The sequence below is a fragment of the Dyella sp. PARNA 12/25 genome (assembly GCF_055702865.1).
In genome coordinates this window covers 70,182-91,120 of sequence record NZ_JBVQCI010000003.1, presented here as the reverse complement: position 1 = coordinate 91,120, position 20,939 = coordinate 70,182, and the positions used below count along the sequence as shown (strand labels likewise).

Here is a 20,939-nt window from a genome sequence, read left to right as displayed (position 1 = left end):
TATCGAGAGATTGTTCCATGGATAACCTATCTCTGTCGCCGGAATACCCCGGCCCGTTACTGAGGAATTGCCATGAAACTGCTGCATCTCGACGCTAGCGCCCTGGGTAGCCACTCTGTCTCGCGCGGGCTGACCTCGGCCATCGTAGCCGAACTGACCCTCAACAACCCCGGTTCAGAAGTTATCTACCACGATCTGGCGGCCAATCCGCTTCCCCACTGGACCCCGGTAGCTGACGCGAACGACCCCTCTGCCGTGCTGGGCAGCCAGATGATCGAGGAGTTCCTTACCGCCGACGTGGTGGTGATGGGCGCCCCGATGTACAACTTCTCGATTCCGAGCCAGCTGAAGGCCTGGATCGACCGCATCACTGTCGCGGGCAAGTCGTTCCGCTACACCGCCAATGGCCCCGAAGGCCTGGCTGGCGGCAAGCGCGTGATCATCGTCTCCTCGCGTGGTGGCGTTTACAGCCAGGGCCCGGCCCAGCCGATGGACTTCCAGGAGACCTACCTGCGTGCACTGTTCGGTTTCCTCGGCGTCACCGACATCGAGTTCGTCCGCGCCGAGGGCGTAAACCTCAGCGAAGACAACAAGGTCGAATCCATCAAGTCGGCCCACGCCTCCATCGGTACCGTGGCCCGCACCCGCAAGGCCGCATAAGTACCCAGCCCCACCGTCCCCGGCAAGCGCCACGCATCACTGCGTGGCGTTTGTCTTTGCGGCTGTGTAAACCGCTTTGCCATCCACCCAGGTACTGATCGGTTTCAGGTCGGCGATCTTGCGTGGCGGCACCGTCATCAGATCATCGCTGAGTATCACGAAGTCCGCGCGCAGGCCCGGCTTGAGCATGCCCACTTCGTTTTCCATGAAGGCCGCGTAGGCCGCAGCACGTGTAAAACCGGCAAGCGCTTGCAAGCGACTCACGCGCTGATCCGGCAACCAGCCACCCGGCGGCTGACCGTTGAGATCCTGCCGGGTGACAGCCGCATAAAGTCCAAGCATGGGATTGACGTGCTCAACGGGGAAGTCGGAGCCGAAGGCCAACGGCACGTTTTCCTGGATGAAGCGCTGCCAGGCATAGGCGCCCTTCAGGCGTTCGGCGCCCAGGCGCTGCTCGGCCCAGGGCATGTCAGAGGTGGCATGCGTAGGCTGCATCGAGGCGATGATTCGCAAGGTGGCGAAGCGCGGGATGTCATCCGGCGCGACGATCTGCGCATGCTCGACGCGCCAGCGGTGATCGCTGTCGGCGTGATCGCCAAGCACCGCTTGATAAGTATCGAGCACCATGCGATTGCCGCGATCGCCGATGGCGTGCGTAGCGACCTGCACATGGCAGCGGTACGCCTTCTCCACCGCGGTGCGATAAGCATCGGGTTGGGTCACCAGGATGCCGCGATTGCCGTGATCGTCGCTGTAGTCCGCGAGCAAGGCTGCACCACGACTACCTAGTGCACCGTCCATATACAACTTCACGGTGCGCATTTGCAGGCGACCACCTGCGTCGGTCCAGCGTCCGCCCTGATCGCAGAGCCAATCCAAGGCGGCGTGGTTGCCGTCAGCCATTTCATAAAGGCGCAGCGGGATCTCCTTCGCGGCAGCCATTTCCTGCAGCACCTTGAAGTCTTCGAGACTCGTGCCGGGGTCATGCACTCCGGTGAGTCCGGATGCCACTGCGTCAGCGAATGCCGCCTTGTACGCTTCTCGTGTCTGCTCATGCGTCAGCGGCGGGATTGCCTTTGCCACCAGACCTACGGCGCCATCCACCAGTACACCGCTGGCCCGGGCGCCGACGCGCACGATGCGACCGCCTTCGGGCTGCCAGTTGCCATCCAGCGGTTTGACGGCCTGCTTCATGGCCGCGGTATTGACCCATGCCGCGTGGCCGTCAATGCGTTCCAGGTACACCGGTCGATCGGGGAACGCGGCATCCAGATCCGCGGCGGTAGGAAAGTGTTTATCGGCCCAACGGTTCTGGTCCCAGCCGCGCCCCACCAGCCAGGCATCCTTGGGCAGCTTGGCGGCACCAGCCTTGAGCCGTTCGATGATCTCGGCGCGAGAATTCGCCCCCACCAGATCCACTTCGATGTGGGTCATACCCAGACCCAGCATGTGGCCGTGCGCATCGATGAGGCCGGGGATGACGGTGGCCCCCTTGGCGTCCGTCTTGCTCGCGCCTGCATAGCGCTTCACCAGATCGTCGCTATCGCCCACAGCGAGCAGGCGGCCGTCATCCTTCCAGGCCAGCGCCGTGGCTTCCGGATGAGCGGGATCCATGGTGTGGATACGCGCGTTGACCAACAGCGTGGTCGCGTGCAGCGGCAGGGCCGCGAGCACAAGCAGGGCTATTGAAGAGCGGCGGAGCGAAAGACGCATGGACGGGTCCCGACCGGAAGGTCCCGCGACTTTGCCTAGCCTTATCCTTTCAAACAAGCGGCCCTGCAACAGAATGGGCAGAGCATCGGATTACGCCGCCTTCTCCAGGGGGGCGGCAAAACGGGCGTATTGGGCCAAGCGGATCGATGAACCCATGCCGGGCATTTCCACACAGACCGGGCGCCCAGACCGCAGATGCTCGTCACGCGCCACTTCACGAGCCAGCTTGATGGCTGCGCCAAGCCGAAGGTCGCTGAACAGCGAAAAGCCCAGGCGGCATACAGACCACAACCCTTCGGGGGATTGCTTGAGCGAATAGGTGACCATGATCAAACCCTGTAAAAAAAGAGAGCCCTTCGACCACCTGATCAAGCGGGTGAAAACCCGCTGACCTGTCCGTTCCGGACCCATCAAGCTTGCACTTGTTATCCCGACGATCCTATCGGTCAGTTGCGCACTTTTACGTAGGAAAATGACTACATCGATCACTTTCCAACACGGCGATGCGTTTGTTTGCCGACAAGTGTTTCATCCCTGAAGCACTGCGGCTCGCGCCCCTTGTACGCCCCTGGTGGAACCACGATCAAAAGTGTGGTCCATCGACCAGCATGTCGACCCTGCCGAGTGCCGGCGATACGAAATACCGGTTATCCAGCACGCTTCTTATCGCGTCGGGCAGCTCGTCTCCTGCCGCCGCTTTGAGTACGTAGCCCTTGCCGATAGCCAATGCGGCCTGGGCCAGGCTGGGATCGTCGTGCACCGTGATAAAGACGATCGGCAAACCCGGCTGTTCTGCCAGCAGTTCCCGCGCAGCCTGCATGCCATCCATGCCTGGCATGCTGATATCTGTCACGACCACATCCGGCCGCAATCGCCGGACGGCCTTGATCAAGGCCTCGCCGTGCGACACCACCGCGAGCACGCCAAACTCCTCACCGAGCAACGCACGAATCTGCTCGGCGACAGGCGGATGATCTTCGGCCAATACGATGGTGGCGCGCTTCACGCTCGTCCTCTGTCCATGGATGACACCACGAGAGTGAGCATCGTCCAATGCGAGTACTCGCGCCACCGAAAGAGAACCGACTCATCACTACGTAAAACTACGGCTTACCTGCTTTCTGCTAGAACAGCAGGCCCAAATCTTCGGCCCGGCGCACGAGTTCGAGGGTGGAATGCACGCCCAGCACCTGCATCATCGTGTACTTGTGGGCCTCGACCGTCCGCACCGACAAGCCGAGCTGCAAGGCGATCTGCTTCGAACGCAGGCCCTCGCCCACCAGTCTGAGCACTTGCAGCTGTTTGGAGGTGAGATTGCGCATGTCGGTCAGCTGACCGCTGATATATCGCGCACCCAGCGCCGGCGTGACATAGGTACCACCGGTCATCACCTGTTGCGTGGCATTGCGCAGATCCTCACCGGCCGAGCTCTTGAGAATGTAGCCGCTGGCACCGGCACGCAGCGCAGCGACCGCCAGCGCCGGCTCCATATGCATGGTGAGAAACACGAAACGTGTATCCACGCCTTCCTGCCGCAACCGCTTGAGTGCATCCATGCCGTTGCAGCGAGGCATGTTGATGTCGGCCACCACCATGTCCGGCTTCAGGCGACGCACTGCGTCAACCAAGGCATCGCCATCGGCAACGATATCGAGCAACTCGAAATCATCATCAAGAATGTGCTGCACCCCCTCGGCAACCATCCGGTGGTCGTCGGCAATGATCAGGCTTGGCCTTGCAGCTGCATGGAGGTTCCTAGCGGAATGCATATGCATAATTCAGTCCCTTTTCCCGGTGTGGAATGCAATTGGTAACTCCCACCAAGCAGCTTGGTCCGCTCATCAATACTCATGAGCCCAAGCCCTCGGCGCCCCCGCCCTTCTGATTCGAAGCCCTTGCCGTCATCGGCAATGCTGAGATCCACACGATCGCGGCCAATATCCAGGGCAACTTCGATGTGCTGTGCCGACGCGTGCCGTAACGCATTGCTCAATGCTTCCTGCGTTACGCGATACAGGCAGAGCGAAATGTCCTCGGACAGATCCTTGGCCTGCGGCGATACCTTCAGTTCGATCTCCGGGCCATGTCGATGACGCTGCGACTGGCAAAGCCCGGCCAGCGCTGCGGTGAGGCCGGTCTGGCTGAGCATGCTCGGATGAAGATCGTGCGATATGCGGCGAACATCCTCGGACAAGCCGATAAGGTCGCTCTGCAGCAGGCTGACGTCCTGGCGATTGTTCTCGTCCAGTTTGCGACGCAAGGCACTCAGGCGAATCGAGGCCACGGCCAGGCGTTGATTGATGTCGTCGTGCAGATCACGCGCGATGCGGGCCCGCTCCTGCTCCTGGGCCACGATAAGGCGCCCAGCGAGCTCTCGCACTTCGGTACTGGTGGCCGACAGCGTGCGCATGACGGTTCGACGCTGCTCCACCAGTGCGGCGAGAAACAGGGACGCCATCGCCATGCCAAGCATCCACAACTGCACACCCACCGTGGTGTATTGCGGATCCGGCTGTGTAAAAGGCCCCCTTCCGTCGAGACTGAGCTGGATGGCCATCGTCCCGAGAATGAGGCTGAGCAGACAGGTACCCGGCATCTGCGCACGCATCGCGACGAAAATCGCCAGTGGCACCGGGGCAAGCAATAACAGCGGGCGCGCTGTTGGCAACGCACCCAGCTCACGCCATGCCAGCCAGATCAGCACCAGCACGGCACCGATACCTAGCACTACGTTCCACGCGGGCAAGGCGTCTCGTCGTAATGCCGAGCCTGGATTGGCAAGGCTGATGATCACCGGTGGCAGCAACGCGTAACCCAACGCGTCGGCCAGCGCGACATGCCACCAGTTCTGCGAGAGCCATGTGGGCATCGACAGCAAGCTGGCCAGCTGAGCCACCACGCCGGCGGCCACCAGCGGTAGCAGCACGACAGCAACCAGCAGAAAAACGATCAACCTGCGGAAATCATCGATGGCCCGGTCTTTCCCGATACGTACCAGCGCGAATGCGGCGAGGTTGATAAGCACGAGATCCGTAACGCCAAGGACTGCCATGCCCGCGAGAGGCAGCTTCAACAGGGCGCCGGACGAAATCATTCCCACCAGCCAGCCGAGGCTGTACCAGAGCCAATAGCGTTGCGCGTCGCTGACCAGCGCGCCCAGCAACAGAGGGCCGGCCAGCCACACCATCTGTGCATCGCCTTCGCGATCCCAAAGCACCAGCGACAGCCACTGCGCGGCCACCGCAACACCAAACATGCCGATGCCCCTGCCCAGGGAGGGCAAATCGGCCCCGGGTGCGTTCCTGGTGGTCATTCCGTTGCTCCATGCATCCAACGTCCCCTATACACAGAACAGTGTCCGACAGAGCTATCTGGCCCCTCCCCTAAGGAGCCAAGCCGCATTTGCTCACGCGGACTGTCATATCTTCGTGACGATTTGCGTAGTTCTACGGAGAGGCATCAAACCGCCCCAGAAGCAGGTTGTGTTACTCGCACAGCCTTCGCGCGGTTTTCACGTCATCCCGACGGCAAATTGCACGCTCAGGACGGCGCCTCGGCGGTTCCTTGGTAAATTTACTGACCGTGTTTGAGTGAAAGTTCGCTTACGCCGCAAGTCCTGACGGGCCAAGCTCACGTTCGGCAGAAGAGCAGCCGAGGCGGGGACCGACAGGCCATGAGACTCAAATTCGCGCGATCCCGGATAACCACGACTACCGCACCCGCTGGCACAGGTTGTGGTGCGCTGCCCGATCCACTGACAACACGGCCGCTACGAGCCGGCACCCTTGCTAGGGCTCAACACACATCTGCATCGTTCAACGGATGCACGACGTCGACGTTCGTTGGCTACCCGCTCGTTGCCACCTTCGGCGTTGACGCATGAAGACACGCACAAACGTGCCGGGAAACAGCACACGCAAGCTGCGGGTATTGCTGGCCGATGAGCATCGCTGCGTGGCCGAGGGGCTTGCCGGCCTGCTGGCGCGACGCACCAACTCTGTTCGCATCGTGCATGACGGAGAAGCCCTGATCGAGGCCGTACTCGCCGATGAGGTCGACCTGGTCATCACCGACATCGCCATGCCGCCTTTCAGTGCCTTGCAGGCACTGCGCCGACTGCGCCGCCAGGGCAGCGCCATACCCATCCTAGTGCTTTCCACGCATAGCGAGCCGCTGATCGTGCGGGAAGCCATGCAGGCGGGCGCCAACGGCTATGTGCTCAAGCAGTCGCCCAGCAGCGAACTGTTCACCGCCATCGCCGAAGTGGCTGCGGGCAATCAGTTCATCAGTCCTCAGCTCATGGCTTCGCTGCTGCAGGCGCCTGAAGCCGTGCATCGACTGACGCGGCGACAGCGCGAGGTCATTGAATGCATGGCCAAAGGCAAGCGCACCAGTGAGATTGCCGCGGAACTGGGTATCTCCGTGCGCACGGTGGAAAGCCACCGACAGGCATTGCTGGATCTGCTTGGCGTGCACAGCGGCGTGGCGCTTATTCGTGAAGCCGAACGATTGGGTCTGATTCCCTTGACACCGTATGACGCAGCGTTGGCGACGGAGGACGGAAATCCACCCTGACATCCTACATATCCCGTCTGCCACGCCATGTTCCACTTGACGACGACACAAGGAGTAACCACGTCATGAAACCTCTGCGATATGTCCTGTTGGCCCTGTCACTCACCCTTGCTGCGTGCTCCACGTTCAGCGTCAGCAATCAATGGAAAGATCCCAGCTGGCCGGGCCCGCCGGCCTCGAACGTACTGGTACTTGGCATCACCAAGAGCGACACCTACCGACGTGTGTTCGAGGACACTTTCGTTTCGCAGTTGCAAGCCGCTGGCGTCAAGGCCGAGCAGAGCTACAACCAGATTCCTTCCGGCGAGAGCTCCGCCAAAGTGGGCGACGTCGTCAAGGCCACCGGAGCCGAAGTGATTCTTGCCACGCGTGTGCAGCGCGTCGAGCAGAAACTCAACGTCACCCCCAGCGGTCCCGTTGGACCTTTCGGCGGCTGGTGGGGTGGCGCCTGGGCTTCCACCCCCGATGTCACGCAGTACGATGAAGTCACACTCGAAACCACCGTGTGGGACGCCAGGTCGCAGAAAGTCATCTGGTCGGTGACAACCAAGGGCGTGGGCAGCAGCAATATCCCGCAGGCGGTGCAGGACCTTGCCAAGACCATCATTCCCAAGCTCAAGACGGACGGCGTCATCCGCTGACGGCAACACGGTGACGGTGTAGCTCTTTCCGCCGTCACCGCTTTCCCTAACTTCTGTTACGGAGCATCGTCATGAATCGATCCCTCATACAAATCACCGCGCTGGCTTGCGCCATGGTGGCCATCAACGCGACGGCCCAGCAGTTGCCGACCGCCTACCCTGCCAACGGGCAGAGCCAGAGCCAGCAGGAAGCGGACAAGAGCGCGTGCATGTCATGGGCACAAAGCAATGCGCCCACACAGGCCGCACCGCCGCCGCAGACCGGGCCGGCCGTCGGTGGTGGACAACGTGCCGGCGGTGCCATGCGTGGTGCGGCTGCTGGAGCTGTGATTGGTGGCGTGGCCAACGATAATGCAGGTCACGGTGCTGCAGTGGGTGCGGCAGCGGGTGTTGTGGCGGGAGGTGTGCGGGCCCGTGAACAGCGGCGCGAGCAGAACGCAGCTTCCGCCGCGGTGCAAAACCAGAATGTTTCCAATTTGAGCCAGGCGTATAGCGCTTGCATGAAGGGCAAGGGTTACACCGTCGGCTAGAGACGCAACGATGCCTGTTATCTAGTCATCATGAGTGAGCAGTCACCTGCTCACTCAGCGCCAGGCGCTACCCACCTGGATGTAAAACGCGTTCTGCCCCTGGCTCCATGCCCAGTCGATACCGGTATACAGGCCCAGGGCACGAGCGATGAGGTAACGAAAGCCCACACCGCCGGCAGGATGTGTGCTCGCCTCGTTGAAGTTGAGCGTCCGGCCCCACGCACGCCCTGCACCGCCAAAGCCAAGCAACGCCCAACGCGGCGTAAAGTTCCAGCGCAGCTCGGCTTCAAGCATCCCAACGTTCTGGTCCTGATAGCGGCCATAAGCGATACCGCGCAGATCAATGGAGGGTAGTTGATAGAACGGAACGGCGCCCCGAGCTGCGCGGTAGTCGGCGCGGGTTCCCAGCACCCAGTCGTCCCCCAGCTTGAAATAACCGTATACGTGCGCGCGGTAGGTTTGGAACGTGTTGTCACTGCCGAAGGCCGGCGCATACGCCGTGCCCTCGAGGCGCCACAGCCACCCCTTCGAAGGGGTCAGCGTGTTGTCACGCGAGTCGTAGCTAAGTCCAAGGCCGAGGCCTGATGCACGGCTTGCGAAATCTTTCGGCTGGAAATATTGACGATCGCTTTGCAGGTTGAGCCGGCTGTCGAGATCCATGTAGATCCAGCGTCCCGACACAAACCAGTCGCTGTGACCGAGGCGTCGCGACACTTGTTGATAGGTAAATAGGCCATCGAGGTTGTAGCCGATCTTTTTGCTCTCCTGCAGAAAACCCTGCGTATAGAAGTCCAGATTGACTGATGCCTTGCCCACGATGCCGGCATAACGCCAGGTATCGTCCTTGAAGTGGAACGTACCGCCGAGACCGTAACCGTACGTTCCGTTTTCCGTTTTGAATGCAGCGACACCGAAGATGTCGGGAGGAATGCGATCGCCACGCTCCCTGGACTCTTCCGACTGCGCGGGACGCCGGAAGAATACTGCGGCCACTCCACCACCGGTTCCCACCGCTGGCTCGGTGATGATGATCGGTACCAGCAGCGCACCCTTGTGCTGCAGCAGCCAACGCGACATGTCGAGGTTGCCGTCCTTGGAGTCCTTGAACTCCTCCCACCAGTGAGTACTCGCCTTTTCCGGCGTGGTTGCGGACGCCTGTGCACCGGCGGCTTCACCGCTTGCTTGCGTTAATGACGGGGCACCACGCGCCGGCATCGTTCGGTCTGCATCCGCAGGTGCCACCTGAGCCCGAAGAGCGGTGCAGGCCAGAAAGGCAAACAGCGAAGAAACAACAGCGTGTTTGCGTGCCATCCAGGCCCTCGCAGATGTGTTCGATCTCAGGTCCATCGATCATGGACGCGCTATTACGTAGACGTCCGCAAGATGCGGAAACCGTTCCGGGCTGATCAGGGTTTGTCAGCAACGCGCAAAGCCACTTTGCCCCATGGCGGACACGGGGCACAGCGCAAATATTCGGTAGTCGCTTGGGTGAAACTACCTAGGGCCTGATGGCGCTATTCGCGTACATGGCGAATGGCGCCATCAAGCCTTAGCGCGGTCCGGGGTGCGCACGCTGCCAGCGTGTCACTGCTCGGATTTGACTTCTGCCCAACTGCTGTCGGGATCGAACGACTTCATCGACGCCGCTATCGTCGCGCTGTTCTTGCCAAGGTCCTTTTCGAAGACCTCACCGTCGTGGCTCACCATGAAACTCATCACGCCTGTCTCACCGTACTCCGCAGGCCAGGCAATGAGTGCGAAGCCACTGGTCATGCGGTTGCCTACCACGTAGTTGTAAGCGCCACCCGGTGCCGAAGCGCCTTGCGAGGTGAGGATGCGATAGCGGTAGCCATGGAAATCCGACTTGCCGGTATCTTTGACTGCAAATCGCTCACCTAGCGGGCTAGGTGGCTCGGTGCCCGTCACCGGCCAGTACAATCCATCCTTCTTGCCGGGACTGCTCCTTAGCTTCTGGGCGTATTGCAACACATGGTCGCCATCGCGATCCTCGCTGGCGTAATCGCGCTGCGCATCGTAATAGGCGAGCATCACCTGCTCGGTCGCCAATTCGTTGGCACCGATGCGGCGGTCGCGGATCTCTTCTGCACCCTTCTTCACATCAAAGTGCCAGCCGGCCTTGCCCTGTACCAGCGGCAACGGCAGAACCCAATGGTCCGAACCGACGCTGAGATGCGACACGCCGTCGGCCGTCTCGATCTGGTGGCTTTCGTCGTATCGCTTGAGGAACAAATCCACGTCATCGCGATCGATGCCTTCGGTGGGAATGTAATCCTTCCAGTTCGCGCCCAGCACCTTGGCGAGTACCACCTTGTCACCGCCGCGCACCGCCTGAACAAATGCGGTGGAAGCCGCGTCGGCGGACGGATAACTGGCCTCTTGGGCAAAGGCCAGGGAGGCAACCGCACAGCCCGATCCCAACGTCAGGGCCAGCGCGAGGCGAAGTGTCCACGGATTGCGATTCATGGTCAGACTCCTATCCGACGACGGCCGCCACCACCACCACCGCCCCGACTGGGCGCTGGGCGCGACATCTGCCGACCGGCGCCACCACCGGCACCACGGGACTGCGACATGGAACGCTGGCTGCTCTGTCCGCGATTCATTTGCGAATGCGACGAGCCCGGTGACTGCGAGCCACTGAAGGCGTTATTGCGAGCGCTGGCGCCCTGCTGCCGTCCACCGAAATCACCGCCCGCCCCTTGGCGATTGCCACCACCGAAGTCACCGCCCCCGGCCTGACGATTGCCGCCGCCGGCATTGCCGCGCTCGGCACCACCGATATTGCCGCGTTCGCCAGCACCACCTTGGCCCATACGATTGTCTCCGGAGGGGCGATTGAGTTGCGCACCGCTCTCGCCGGCACCGCGACGAGCTGCCGTGGAGGAACCGTTGTTGGTGCTTCGGTCGAAGCTCTGCAGCGCCTGTTGGCGGCTAGCGTCCGTCTGGGAGTTGCGACCACGGTATGCCTCGCGCTGCTGCGAACCACCGCGCCCCTGGTCATAGCGCTGACGACTGCCCTGGTCGCGGTACGGCGTTCCGCGCCGGTTGTCAGCATTATGGTTCCAGCGCTGGTTGCCATTGCCGGAAATACGATTGTTGACGTTATTGACGCTGTTATAGCGATTGACGTTGACGTTCACATCGCCATGACCCCAGTTGAAGCCGCCCCACAGCGCACCAGTGATGGCGATACCCGCGCCAAACGCCAAGCCCGCAGCCAGGGCCTGCCCCGGGTAGTAACCATACGGCGGTGGCCAATACGTCGGCGGGTAGGCCGGATAGGGCCAGGTGCCATAGACCACGCTCGGGTTGTACTGCGGCACGTACACCACTTGCGGGTCGGCCGGTTCGATCTGAATGATGGTAGGGCTTCCGCTCGATCCTGCTGGTGCCGCCTGTTCGACCACCTTCTGTTGTGAAGTCGACGTGAGATTGCCCGCTGCCTTGGCTTGCGTACGCAGACGCTGCACCGACGCCATCACGTCATCCGGCTGGGCGAGGAAAGCATCACCCACGTTCTGCACCCAATCCGGATGCTGCTTCATCTGCGCCAACACCTGCGGGAAGGCCACCAAGGACTGCACGCTGGGGTCCCATGGCTTGGTGTTGATCTGCTTGATCGCATCGTCTCCCTGGGCCTTGGGATTCGCCGCTGACCAGGCGGCCGCCTCGGCGACGTCACTGGGATACGTCGTGGCCATGAATATCTGCGAGAGCAGCGCATCGGGATAGAGCGCGACCGGCGCCAGCATCTGGTCGAGCTGCTGGTTACTGTAGATCTTTTGACTCTGAGCCTGAGGTTGGGCCTGCGCCTGGCTGGCTTGCGCGTGCGCCGTGCCCGAGAGCACCCATGGCAGCACGGCTAAACACCATAGGCACGTCCGCAGGAATCCGTAACGCATCTTCGTCTTCATGGTGCCGCTCCCGTACCGCGCTTGCGGTTGCAACAGCTTGACTGTTCGGGGATGCCATTGACCACTGCATTTATGCGGTAGCAAGACTACGTAAAAGTACCTAGCGCTTCAGAGCGATGCCTACCGCCGCCTGGAGTTCGTAAAATTACGCAGGAGCGGTTACGTAATAGTTCGCTGTGTGCTGTCCGCGAAACGTTCCACCATAAGCGCACCATTTCGAAGGGATCATTCGCCATGCGCCGCGCCGCTATTCTACATCCCAAACTCTCCCTGATAGCTCTTGGCGTGGCGATCGCCACTGGGTTGGCCACTCCCGCCGCACGTGCCGAAACCCCGGATTTCTGGGACGGCAACTGGCACGGCAACATCCAGCCCTATATCTGGTTGCCCGGCGTCAGCGCGGAAACGCGCTACCAACTGCCCAACAACGGTGGCCAAGTGCAGTCGAAGACGAACAAGAACATTTTCTCCTACTTGAGCGGTGCCTTCATGCTCGACGGCACGGTGCGCAAGGGCGATTGGGGTATGTATGGCGACATTGACTGGGTGAACTTCACGGGTGAGCAAGGGCGTTTCAGTGCCATCGGTGGAGAGCGCTTTGGCGCTGGTGCGAACCTGGATACGCGCTGGGGTTTGAAGGGCGGCATGGTGAACCTTGCTGGCCTGTATACCCTGACCCACTCAGGGCAGGGATTCATTGACCTGCTGTTCGGCGTGCGTTACCTGTGGGTCAAGGGCAACCTCAGCTGGAACTTCGGACTCAACGGCAACGGCGGCAACGTCAATATTGACCGCAGCGGCCGCCTGAACAACCAGATGCACGCCACCGACGCCATCATCGGCATTCGTGGCAACTGGTCACCGTTCGATAACAAACGCTGGTTTTTCCCCTATTACCTGGATTTTGGCGGCGGCAGCGGCAACACCAGCTATAAGCTCAGTGCGGGCGTCGCCTACGGCTATAGCTGGGGCGATATCTCACTGGGTTACCGCGATATCCACTACAGCCAGAACAGCAGTAACAAGTTCATCAAGGATCTCAATCTTTCCGGCCCCACCTTCAGCGTCAACTGGAACTTCTGATCGCATTCAACAGCGACCCCAAGGAGTTCCATGCAATGAGTGATGCCGGGAAGAGCATCTTCGACGAGGCGCGCCACGTTACCGTGCTCAGGCGCATGCGCCTGATCAAGCCGGAACACCGCGCCGCGGCGGGTCGGCGCATCCTGTTCGCTGTGGCCATCGGCTGGCTGCCGCTGGCCCTCATTTGCCTGGCGGAATGGCTGTTCCTGCACAGCAGTAGATCGGTGGCGTTCTTCAGTGATGTGGCGGCCTATGCGCGCTTCCTTCTGGCCGTTCCCATCCTGATCCTGTCCGACTACATCATCCTTCCGCGACTGGAGGCCATTGCGCAGTACTTTGTGCACTCCGGGCTGGTGCCTCCCGCTGACCAACCACGCTTCGACCAAGCCATCGCTTCGGCGAGACGCTTGAGCCTGGGCGTGTGGCCTTCGGTCGGCATGGCCGTCGTCGTGTATTCGTTGGTGATCACCATCGCAGTCACCGTATCGCCTGAAGCGCTGCTCGACTGGCAACGCGCGGAGGGCCCGCTCAACCTGTCCGTAGCGGGCTGGTGGCATCTGCTGGTGAGCTCACCGCTGGTGCTTGGCCTCATCCTCAGCTGGGTATGGCGAATAGGCGTGTGGATGCGCTTCCTGCACCTGCTCTCGCGGCTGGATCTCCGCCTCGTGCCCTCTCATCCGGACAAAGCGGCGGGACTGGAATTCATCGCGCTCTCGCCACGCATCTTCGCGCCCCTGGGCTTTGCTATTGGCGTCCTCACGGCGGGCACGCTGGGCAACGAAGTGATCCATCTCCACCTCGATCCGATGAATCACATCGCCGTACCCGTGGCGACAGCTATCGTGGTGGTCGCATTGCTGGTCAGTCCGCCCCTGCTCTTTGCACGCATGCTGATGCTCACACGGCGCCGCGGTGTGTTTGAGTACGGCGCCTTGGCCAGGCAGGTGGGCGCGGAGTTCGAAGCGAAATGGCTGGCCAACGACAAGACTGTCGATACGTCGGCGCTGGCCGAGCCGGATTTCTCAGCCACCACCGACCTGTACAGCGTGGCCGCAAACGTCTATGCCATGCAGCCCACGCTGTTTGATCCGCGCGTTGCGGCCTCGGTGGCGATTGCCACGCTGGCTCCTTTTGCGCCGATCTGGCTCTCGGTGATCCCCACCAAGGTGCTGCTGACCCACCTGATCGGCCTACTCGTCTGACGGGCTACAGCGCTTCGATGTAGCGCAACAGCAGACGAGCGCTTTCCCTTCCCTGCCAGTCGTTGATCACGAGTTCGTAGACGGCGCGCAACGCCTGCGGTGGCGGCGTGCCCTCGTAGGCATTAAACATCACCGCATCGTGCACTGAGCCATCGCGTGGATCGCGCAGATTGAGGCGAAGGTGCTTTTCGCCCATCACACGCCAGCTTGCGCATTCGAATACGTTGTCGAAAAGCGGTTCGGGAAACGCCTGCCCCCATGGCCCCGCCGCGCGCAGCTGGCGCGCGAGCTCCAGCGTTGCCGCGCCGGGAGGAAGCTCGCCGTCAGTGAGCTGCACGGCCTGCAGGTGATCATCGTCAAGCCACTCGCGTGCAATGGCATCAAAAGCCTCGGCGAAACGCGCGTAATCTTCCGTTCGCAAACTGAGGCCCGCAGCCATGGCATGTCCGCCGAAGCGCGCAATCAGATCAGGATGACGCGCATCGATCATGGCCAGCGCGTCGCGAATATGGAAGCCTGCGATGGAACGTGCCGAGCCCCGCAGCTCCTCAGGCATGTCCTCGCTGGCCGGGGCGAAGGCAATCACGGGACGGTGCAGCCTCTCCTTCAGCTTGGATGCCACCAGGCCCACGACACCTGCGTGCCAGCTCGGCTCATACAGCGCTACACCCACCGCATCGGTCTCCGCCGTATGCGACACCATCAGCTCGGCTTCGGCCACCATGTTCGCCTGCAGCTCGCGACGTTCCTGGTTGATCGAATTCAGCAGCTCGGCGTAACGCCGCGCCTGCGCAATCTCGTCGGTGAGCAAGCATTCGACGCCGATACGCATGTCTTCGAGCCGACCCGCCGCGTTGAGGCGCGGACCAATGGCGTAACCCAGGTCGCTAGCGCACAGCGTGGCGAGACTGCGCGAGCTTGCCTCCACCAAGGCAGTGACGCCGGCGCAACCGTGTCCGCTACGCAGGCGCCGTAAGCCCGCCTCAACCAACACACGATTATTGAAATCGAGCGGCACCAGGTCCGCAACGGTTCCCACGGCGACCAGATCGATCAGCGTGGAAAGATCCGGTTCACGCCCTTCGGCGAAGGCTCCTTGCGAACGCAGCGCCGCGCGCAAGGCCAGCAGCAGGTAGAACATCACGCCGACACCCGCCAGCGCCTTACTGGGGAATGCATCGCCTGTCAGGTTGGGATTGACCATGGCATCGGCCGCAGGCAACTGCTTGCCGGGTAGATGATGGTCGGTGACGATCACGCGAATACCCATGGCCTGCGCCGCTGCCACGCCAGCGAGACTCGCTACGCCGTTATCCACGGTGACGATCAGTTGTGGCTTGGGGTCCAGCGAATTGACCAAGGCGGGACTCAAGCCGTAACCATGCACGAAGCGATTGGGTACGACATAGTCCACGTGTTTCGCGCCCAGCATGCGCAGACCGCGCACGGCGACGGCAGTGCCGGTGGCGCCATCGCAGTCATAGTCGCCAGCAATGACGATATGCCAATCGCCGCGAATGGCCTCGATCAACAGAGACACGGCTTCCTGCATGCCACCCAGTTGCTCCGGCGACAGCAGCCTGGCGAGCCGATACTCCGCCTGTTCTGGAGACAGCACGCCACGCGCGGCATAGACCTGCTGAACCACCGGATGGACCGCATCGCTCCAACCGCCCGGCGTGCCCTGTGGCACACGACGACGAAGGCGCAGCGACTTCATCACCGATTTCCTCGCCAGAAACGCCAGCGATGCCACGGACGATGCAGCCAGCGTTCACCGCTGGCAAAACTCAACTGGAGAGGTTGCTTCAATGCCAGTGCTTGCACGCTGGGCCACCAGCTCGCCGCGATCTCTTCCGCTGGAAGGTCCTGCAGGTCCACCAGCCAATTCATCGCAGAAGATTCGATAGCCTGAGGCGTGCGCTTCACCGTAGCGATCCCTGCCCGCTTGGCCAACGCGCCAAGCAACACGTCGTCGGCGATTGCACCCTTCAGAGGCGTGCGCACATGGCTTGGCAGGGTACCGCCACCCCACAGCCATAGGCTGTTGATGGCCGGTATGCCGCGTGTTTTTCGTTCGGCGTTGAGCGGGTGCTGATGCAGCAACACCTGCACCTCGTTGAGCAGTACGCGCCAGCGCCTGCCATCAGCACCTTGCGGCAAATGCTCGTAGAGGTCTTCGCCCATGGCTTGTTCGGGCGAGGCGAAAGCAGGCACCGGTGCGCCCTTAGGCAGGCGCACGTGCCAATGATCCGGTGAAGATACTTCGAGGATCATGCCTGCATCGCCAAACACCGGCTTCAAGGGCTTGGCCAGCGCCTGCGCCTCTTCCATGCTCAACTGCATCTGGCCACAGGCGAGCAAGCGCGCGCCATTGAGGTCGGGCTGCACCCAGGCAGGATCGGCGCATAGCCAGCTCGCGTCGTCCGCATCAGCCTTCATCAGTTCGCGCGTTAATGCACCAGCGGGCAAACCACCGGCCACCACGAAACGTTCCGCCAGGCCGGCGAGATAACCTTTGGCCCCAGGCGACTGTCGATCAGCCCTGCGCAGCCATGCACGCAGCGGATGATCCGGCGCAAAGCGGGCCAGATCCGGTAGCCACACATCCACCACCGCAGGAGCGACGTTCTGCATGGTTGGACTCACGCCTCCAGGTGCTCGTACAGCTCGAGCCACTCACCTTCCAGCGTTTCCTTCTCGCGACGCAGCTCTGTCTGACGCTGCCCCAGTCGCATCATTTCGGCGGTGGGACCATTGTAGGTCGCAGGATCGGACAGCGTGGCCTCGAGTGTCGCCAACTCGCCTTCAATGGTGGCGACGCGTGTCTCGATCTTCTTGACGCGCTGACGCGCCCCCTTCTCGTTTTCGCGCTGCGTCGCCTCGCGCCGACGACGATCTTCCGGCGACTCGCTGCGCGTGGCCGGCTTTGGCTCGGCCACTTTCTTGCCTTTCTTGGCATTGCCGCCGCGGCTACGCAGCCAGCGCGCATAGTCGTCCAGGTCACCATCAAAGGCTTCAACCACGCCATCCGCGACGCGCCAGAAGCTGTCGCTGACCATGCCAAGTAGATGGCGGTCATGCGATACCAGCACCAGCGCGCCGTCGAACTCTGCCAACGCATCGGCGAGCGCTTCGCGCATGTCGAGGTCAAGGTGATTGGTCGGTTCGTCGAGCAGCAGCAGGTTGGGTTTGTCCCACGCGATCAGCGCCAGGGCGAGTCGTGCACGCTCTCCGCCGGAGAATCCGTCCACCGATTCAAATGCGCGATCGCCAGCGAAATTCCAGGTGCCGAGAAAATCGCGAATAGCCTGCGCACCGACGCCCGGCGCTTTCTCCTGCAGATGATCGAACGGCGAGGAACCCTCGTGCAGGCTTTCAACGGTGTGCTGGGCGAAGTAGCCGATCTTCAGGTCCTTGTGCGCCTTGCGTTCGCCACCCAGAGAGGCGAGTTCACCGACCAGCGTTTTCACCAGCGTCGACTTACCCGCACCGTTGGGTCCGAGCAGACCAATACGCTCGCCCGCTTCCAGACGGAAGCGAACGTTTTGCAGAATAGTGGTTGGGGCCTCGCCATTGCCGCCTGCGTAACCCGCTTCAACGTCTTCGAGCTGCAGCATGGAATCCGGCAAGCGATCCGGCACCGCGAAGGTGAAGTGGAAGGGTCGCTCGAGACGCACGGCTTCGGTGCCCGCCAGTTTTTCCAATCGCTTGACGCGCGACTGCGCCTGCTTGGCTTTGCTCGCCTTCGCCTTGAAGCGATCCACGAACGACTGCAGGTGCGCACGCTCTGCCTGTTCGCGCTCGTGGGCAATCTGTTGCTGGCGCAATTGTTCGGCACGCAGGCGCTCGAAGGCGCTGTAGTTGCCGGTGTAAAGCTTCGCCTTGCCTTCGTTGAGATGCAGCGTGTGGGTGATCACGCCATCGAGGAATTCTCGGTCATGCGAGATCACCAGCAAGGTACCCTGATAGCGGCGCAACCATTCTTCCAGCCACAGCACGGCATCGAGATCGAGATGGTTGGTGGGCTCGTCGAGCAGCAGCAGTTCGGACGGCGCCATCAGGGCGCGGGCCAGATTCAGGCGCACGCGCCAGCCGCCGGAGAATTCCTTCACCGGGGTCTCGTGAGTTTCGGGCGCGAAACCGAGGCCATGCAGCAGGCGGCCGGCGCGGGCGCGCGCATCGTAGCCGTGCAGCTCCTCGATGCGATGGTGCGCCTTGGCCATGGCCTCGGTGTCGCCGCGCGCCTGGGCATCCATTTCATCGCGCAGGGCGATGGCCAGTTCTTCATCGCCCCCCATCACGTACTCGATCGCGGGGTCTGGCAGCGCGGGGGTTTCCTGCGCCACTGAGGCCATGCGCAGTTTGGCCGGCACATCCAGGTCGCCCGAATCGGCCTCGACCAGGCCCTGCAGCGCGGCAAACAGGCTGGACTTGCCGCAACCGTTGCGCCCCACCACGCCTAGCCGCCAGCCGCTCTGGATCACCAGGTCGATGTCGGAGAGCAGCAACCGGCTGCCGCGGCGTAAGGCGAAACGACGGAAGGAAATCATGGGGTGTACTTATCCAGGCCGGGCGTGGTGCCGCCCGCAGCCGCTCATGATAACGGGCTTTGGTCACTAAACGGCCCGAGCCTCTTTGCGGTCTCCGCGTAGCCCGCGCCGGGAGCTGTTTGCTCGCCAGACAAAGGAGGAGCGAGGAAGTGTATGTCGATACACGACCGAGAGAGGACGCAGGCTGGTGGGCAAACAGACCCGGCCCGAAGGGTTGAGCCGGGGTGGCCACCAGCAAGCGGTGCGCGGCTTGACCTGACCACCAGTCAGGCGCTGCGCCACGCTCCGCTTGCTGGTGGCCACCCTGGCTCAACGCGGGCTACGCGGAGACCGTAAAGAGGCTCATGCCCGCCCCCTGAATGCCCACCCCATCGCACTAGCTGCAGATCCACATGGAATAGCCCCGGCAGTTCTGCTACAACGGCGCGGCAACGCCTTGTGCGGAGAGGGGAACCGTGGACAAGTTCGGAATCAGCAAGCTCAGTATCAGCCTGACCATGATCGCTTTGTTGGCAGCGGCCGGCATGTCTGCCCCTGCCCACGCGGAACAGATGCTCGTCAACCGTGTGCAGCAGGAACAAGGCATGGACATGCCTACGCGCGGCATGAGCATGGACCAGGTGGAAAAGAAATACGGCGCCCCGCAGCGCAAGCTGACCCCGCGCGGTGGTGGCAATGCCAAGCAGCCGGTGATCAACCGTTGGGACTATTCCAACTTCATCGTCTACTTTGAACAGAGCCACGTGATTCATTCCGTGCTCAATACCCCGGCCGGCAACAACACCAACCCGGCCTCGGTCAACTGATCGCCTGACGGCAGAGCCTGTCTTCGCGCGGCCCGTGGCAACACGGGCCGCGTTGCCGTGCCGCTTCGATTACACTTCGCATCCCTCGCGGCCCCGCCCTCAGCGTGCGCCGGACCCCTGATGCAAGAGATTCGCTCACGATGACTGACCTTAGCCTGCGCCTGCCGGCCGAATGGGAGCCGCAATCGGCCGTTTTGATCGCCTGGCCGCACGCCGACACCGACTGGGCCGACCGCCTGGCCGATGTGGAGACGACCTATGTGGCGCTGGCGGCTGCAGTCACGCGTTTCCAGCCGTTGATCATCGTGGTGGCCAGCCATGCCTTGCACTTGCGCGTGCAGGCGCTGCTCACCGGCGCAGGTGTCGACCTGTCGAAGGTCCGTTTTGTCGAGCTGCCTTATGACGATACGTGGCTGCGCGATTCGGGTCCCGTCACGCTGAAGGCCAATGACGGCCGCTTTCAGCTCACCGATTTCCGTTTCACCGGCTGGGGCGGCAAGTTCGGCGCCGAGCAGGACGATGCGCTGATCGCCGGCCTGGTCGAAGCCGGGGTGTTCGGCAAGGCCGCGCACAAGCGCGTCGACTGGGCGCTGGAAGGTGGCGGCATCGAAAGCGACGGCGTGGGCACCGTGCTCACCACCTGGCGCTGCCTGGTCCAGCGCCACCCCGAGCAGTCGCGCGAAGAAATGAGTGCGATCCTCAGCGACAACCTGCACGCCAGCCGCGTGTTGTGGCTCGATTACGGCTACCTCGAAGGCGACGACACCGACGCCCATATCGATACCCTGGCGCGCTTCGCACCGGGCGATCGCATCGTTTATCAGGCCTGCGATGACGCCAGCGACCCGCACTTCGACGAGCTCAAGCGCATGGGCGAGGAACTCGCCGCACTGCGTACGCCAGACGGTCGCCCCTACCAGTTGTATCCGCTGCCGTGGGCGCGACCGATCATCGATGAAGGTCGCCGCCTCGCGGCCTCCTACGCCAACTACCTGATCGTCAACGGCGCCGTGCTGGTGCCAGCCTATGGCGATGCCGTGGATGACGAGGCGGCCCGCATCATCGGCCAAGCCCACCCGGGCCGCGAGATCGTGCAGGTGCCCTGCCGTCCGCTGATATGGCAGAACGGCAGCCTGCACTGCATCACCATGCAGCTGCCCGGCGGATTGATCGGCTAAATCACGCCCCAGGCGTGTCGGCCTGTCCGGCCGGCCTGGGCATGGTCGGGGTGATATCTGTCC

The 20,939-nt window shown here is 62.2% G+C and carries 19 protein-coding genes; 8 read left to right on the top strand and 11 right to left on the bottom strand.

What is annotated here, in order from left to right; all coding sequences use genetic code 11:
- Window positions 1–72: 72 nt before the first annotated feature.
- Window positions 73–660: an FMN-dependent NADH-azoreductase gene (locus tag AC0GUR_RS08125; RefSeq protein ID WP_472876954.1), complete on the top strand. Its 588-nt coding sequence runs from the start codon at window positions 73–75 to the stop codon at window positions 658–660.
- 36 nt (window positions 661–696) lie between these two features.
- Here AC0GUR_RS08125 and AC0GUR_RS08120 read toward each other — a convergent pair whose 3' ends face one another.
- The 5 genes from AC0GUR_RS08120 to AC0GUR_RS08100 all read right to left on the bottom strand — a co-directional run bounded on the left by AC0GUR_RS08120 (window position 697) and on the right by AC0GUR_RS08100 (window position 5,686).
- The gene (locus tag AC0GUR_RS08120) at window positions 697–2,373 is read right to left on the bottom strand and encodes an amidohydrolase (RefSeq protein WP_472876953.1); all 1,677 of its coding nucleotides are present in this window, start codon (window positions 2,371–2,373) and stop codon (window positions 697–699) included.
- A 90-nt stretch (window positions 2,374–2,463) separates the two neighbouring features.
- Window positions 2,464–2,700: a hypothetical protein gene (locus AC0GUR_RS08115; protein ID WP_472876952.1), complete on the bottom strand. Its 237-nt coding sequence runs from the start codon at window positions 2,698–2,700 to the stop codon at window positions 2,464–2,466.
- Window positions 2,701–2,956: 256 nt separating this feature from the next.
- Window positions 2,957–3,379: a response regulator gene (locus AC0GUR_RS08110; protein WP_472876951.1), complete on the bottom strand. Its 423-nt coding sequence runs from the start codon at window positions 3,377–3,379 to the stop codon at window positions 2,957–2,959.
- A gap of 118 nt (window positions 3,380–3,497) precedes the next feature.
- On the bottom strand, window positions 3,498–4,142 hold the full coding sequence (locus AC0GUR_RS08105) for a response regulator (RefSeq protein ID WP_472876950.1): 645 nt from the start codon (window positions 4,140–4,142) through the stop codon (window positions 3,498–3,500).
- Window positions 4,097–5,686, bottom strand: coding sequence for a sensor histidine kinase (locus tag AC0GUR_RS08100; RefSeq protein ID WP_472876949.1), 1,590 nt, complete (start codon window positions 5,684–5,686; stop codon window positions 4,097–4,099). The genes AC0GUR_RS08105 and AC0GUR_RS08100 overlap by 46 nt, the downstream gene beginning before the upstream one ends.
- 566 nt (window positions 5,687–6,252) lie before the next feature.
- Between AC0GUR_RS08100 and AC0GUR_RS08095 the strand changes: the two genes are divergently transcribed.
- The 3 genes from AC0GUR_RS08095 (at window position 6,253) to AC0GUR_RS08085 (ending at window position 8,119) form a co-directional block, all read left to right on the top strand.
- A complete protein-coding gene (locus AC0GUR_RS08095) occupies window positions 6,253–6,948 on the top strand; it encodes a response regulator (protein WP_472876948.1) in 696 nt (231 codons plus the stop codon).
- A 65-nt stretch (window positions 6,949–7,013) separates the two neighbouring features.
- Window positions 7,014–7,589: a DUF4136 domain-containing protein gene (locus AC0GUR_RS08090; protein WP_472876947.1), complete on the top strand. Its 576-nt coding sequence runs from the start codon at window positions 7,014–7,016 to the stop codon at window positions 7,587–7,589.
- Between the two features lie 71 nt (window positions 7,590–7,660).
- Window positions 7,661–8,119, top strand: coding sequence for a glycine zipper domain-containing protein (locus AC0GUR_RS08085; RefSeq protein ID WP_472876946.1), 459 nt, complete (start codon window positions 7,661–7,663; stop codon window positions 8,117–8,119).
- Window positions 8,120–8,173: 54 nt separating this feature from the next.
- Here AC0GUR_RS08085 and AC0GUR_RS08080 read toward each other — a convergent pair whose 3' ends face one another.
- The 3 genes from AC0GUR_RS08080 to AC0GUR_RS08070 form a co-directional block, all read right to left on the bottom strand.
- A complete protein-coding gene (locus AC0GUR_RS08080; RefSeq protein ID WP_472876945.1) occupies window positions 8,174–9,430 on the bottom strand; it encodes a BamA/TamA family outer membrane protein in 1,257 nt (418 codons plus the stop codon).
- 273 nt (window positions 9,431–9,703) lie between these two features.
- A complete protein-coding gene (locus tag AC0GUR_RS08075) occupies window positions 9,704–10,603 on the bottom strand; it encodes a DUF2950 domain-containing protein (protein WP_472876944.1) in 900 nt (299 codons plus the stop codon).
- 2 nt (window positions 10,604–10,605) lie between these two features.
- On the bottom strand, window positions 10,606–12,054 hold the full coding sequence (locus tag AC0GUR_RS08070; RefSeq protein ID WP_472876943.1) for a DUF3300 domain-containing protein: 1,449 nt from the start codon (window positions 12,052–12,054) through the stop codon (window positions 10,606–10,608).
- A 234-nt stretch (window positions 12,055–12,288) separates the two neighbouring features.
- Here AC0GUR_RS08070 and AC0GUR_RS08065 point away from each other — a divergent pair, with 234 nt between their 5' ends.
- Both AC0GUR_RS08065 and AC0GUR_RS08060 read left to right on the top strand, forming a co-directional pair.
- Window positions 12,289–13,137: a hypothetical protein gene (locus AC0GUR_RS08065; protein WP_472876942.1), complete on the top strand. Its 849-nt coding sequence runs from the start codon at window positions 12,289–12,291 to the stop codon at window positions 13,135–13,137.
- Between the two features lie 35 nt (window positions 13,138–13,172).
- Complete coding sequence (locus AC0GUR_RS08060) at window positions 13,173–14,339, top strand: hypothetical protein (protein ID WP_472876941.1); 1,167 nt, start codon at window positions 13,173–13,175, stop codon at window positions 14,337–14,339.
- 4 nt (window positions 14,340–14,343) lie between these two features.
- Here the strand turns inward: AC0GUR_RS08060 and recJ are convergent, their stop codons facing one another.
- From recJ to AC0GUR_RS08045, 3 genes are read right to left on the bottom strand one after another with little or no spacing between them, the layout of a single operon-like run.
- Window positions 14,344–16,059, bottom strand: a complete 1,716-nt coding sequence (recJ, locus tag AC0GUR_RS08055) for a single-stranded-DNA-specific exonuclease RecJ (protein ID WP_472876940.1) — start codon at window positions 16,057–16,059, stop codon at window positions 14,344–14,346.
- Window positions 16,059–16,976 (bottom strand): phosphoglycerate mutase, encoded by a 918-nt coding sequence (locus tag AC0GUR_RS08050; protein ID WP_472876939.1) that lies wholly within the window; start codon window positions 16,974–16,976, stop codon window positions 16,059–16,061. The genes recJ and AC0GUR_RS08050 overlap by 1 nt, the downstream gene beginning before the upstream one ends.
- 8 nt (window positions 16,977–16,984) lie before the next feature.
- The gene (locus AC0GUR_RS08045; protein WP_472876938.1) at window positions 16,985–18,892 is read right to left on the bottom strand and encodes an ABC-F family ATP-binding cassette domain-containing protein; all 1,908 of its coding nucleotides are present in this window, start codon (window positions 18,890–18,892) and stop codon (window positions 16,985–16,987) included.
- Between the two features lie 470 nt (window positions 18,893–19,362).
- Between AC0GUR_RS08045 and AC0GUR_RS08040 the strand changes: the two genes are divergently transcribed.
- Together AC0GUR_RS08040 and AC0GUR_RS08035 are read left to right on the top strand one after the other, a co-directional pair.
- Complete coding sequence (locus AC0GUR_RS08040; protein ID WP_472877364.1) at window positions 19,363–19,698, top strand: hypothetical protein; 336 nt, start codon at window positions 19,363–19,365, stop codon at window positions 19,696–19,698.
- Between the two features lie 140 nt (window positions 19,699–19,838).
- Window positions 19,839–20,876 carry an agmatine deiminase family protein gene (locus tag AC0GUR_RS08035; RefSeq protein ID WP_472876937.1) on the top strand — a complete coding sequence of 346 codons (1,038 nt, stop codon included), beginning with the start codon at window positions 19,839–19,841 and terminating at the stop codon, window positions 20,874–20,876.
- The last annotated feature ends 63 nt before the right edge of the window (window positions 20,877–20,939 follow it).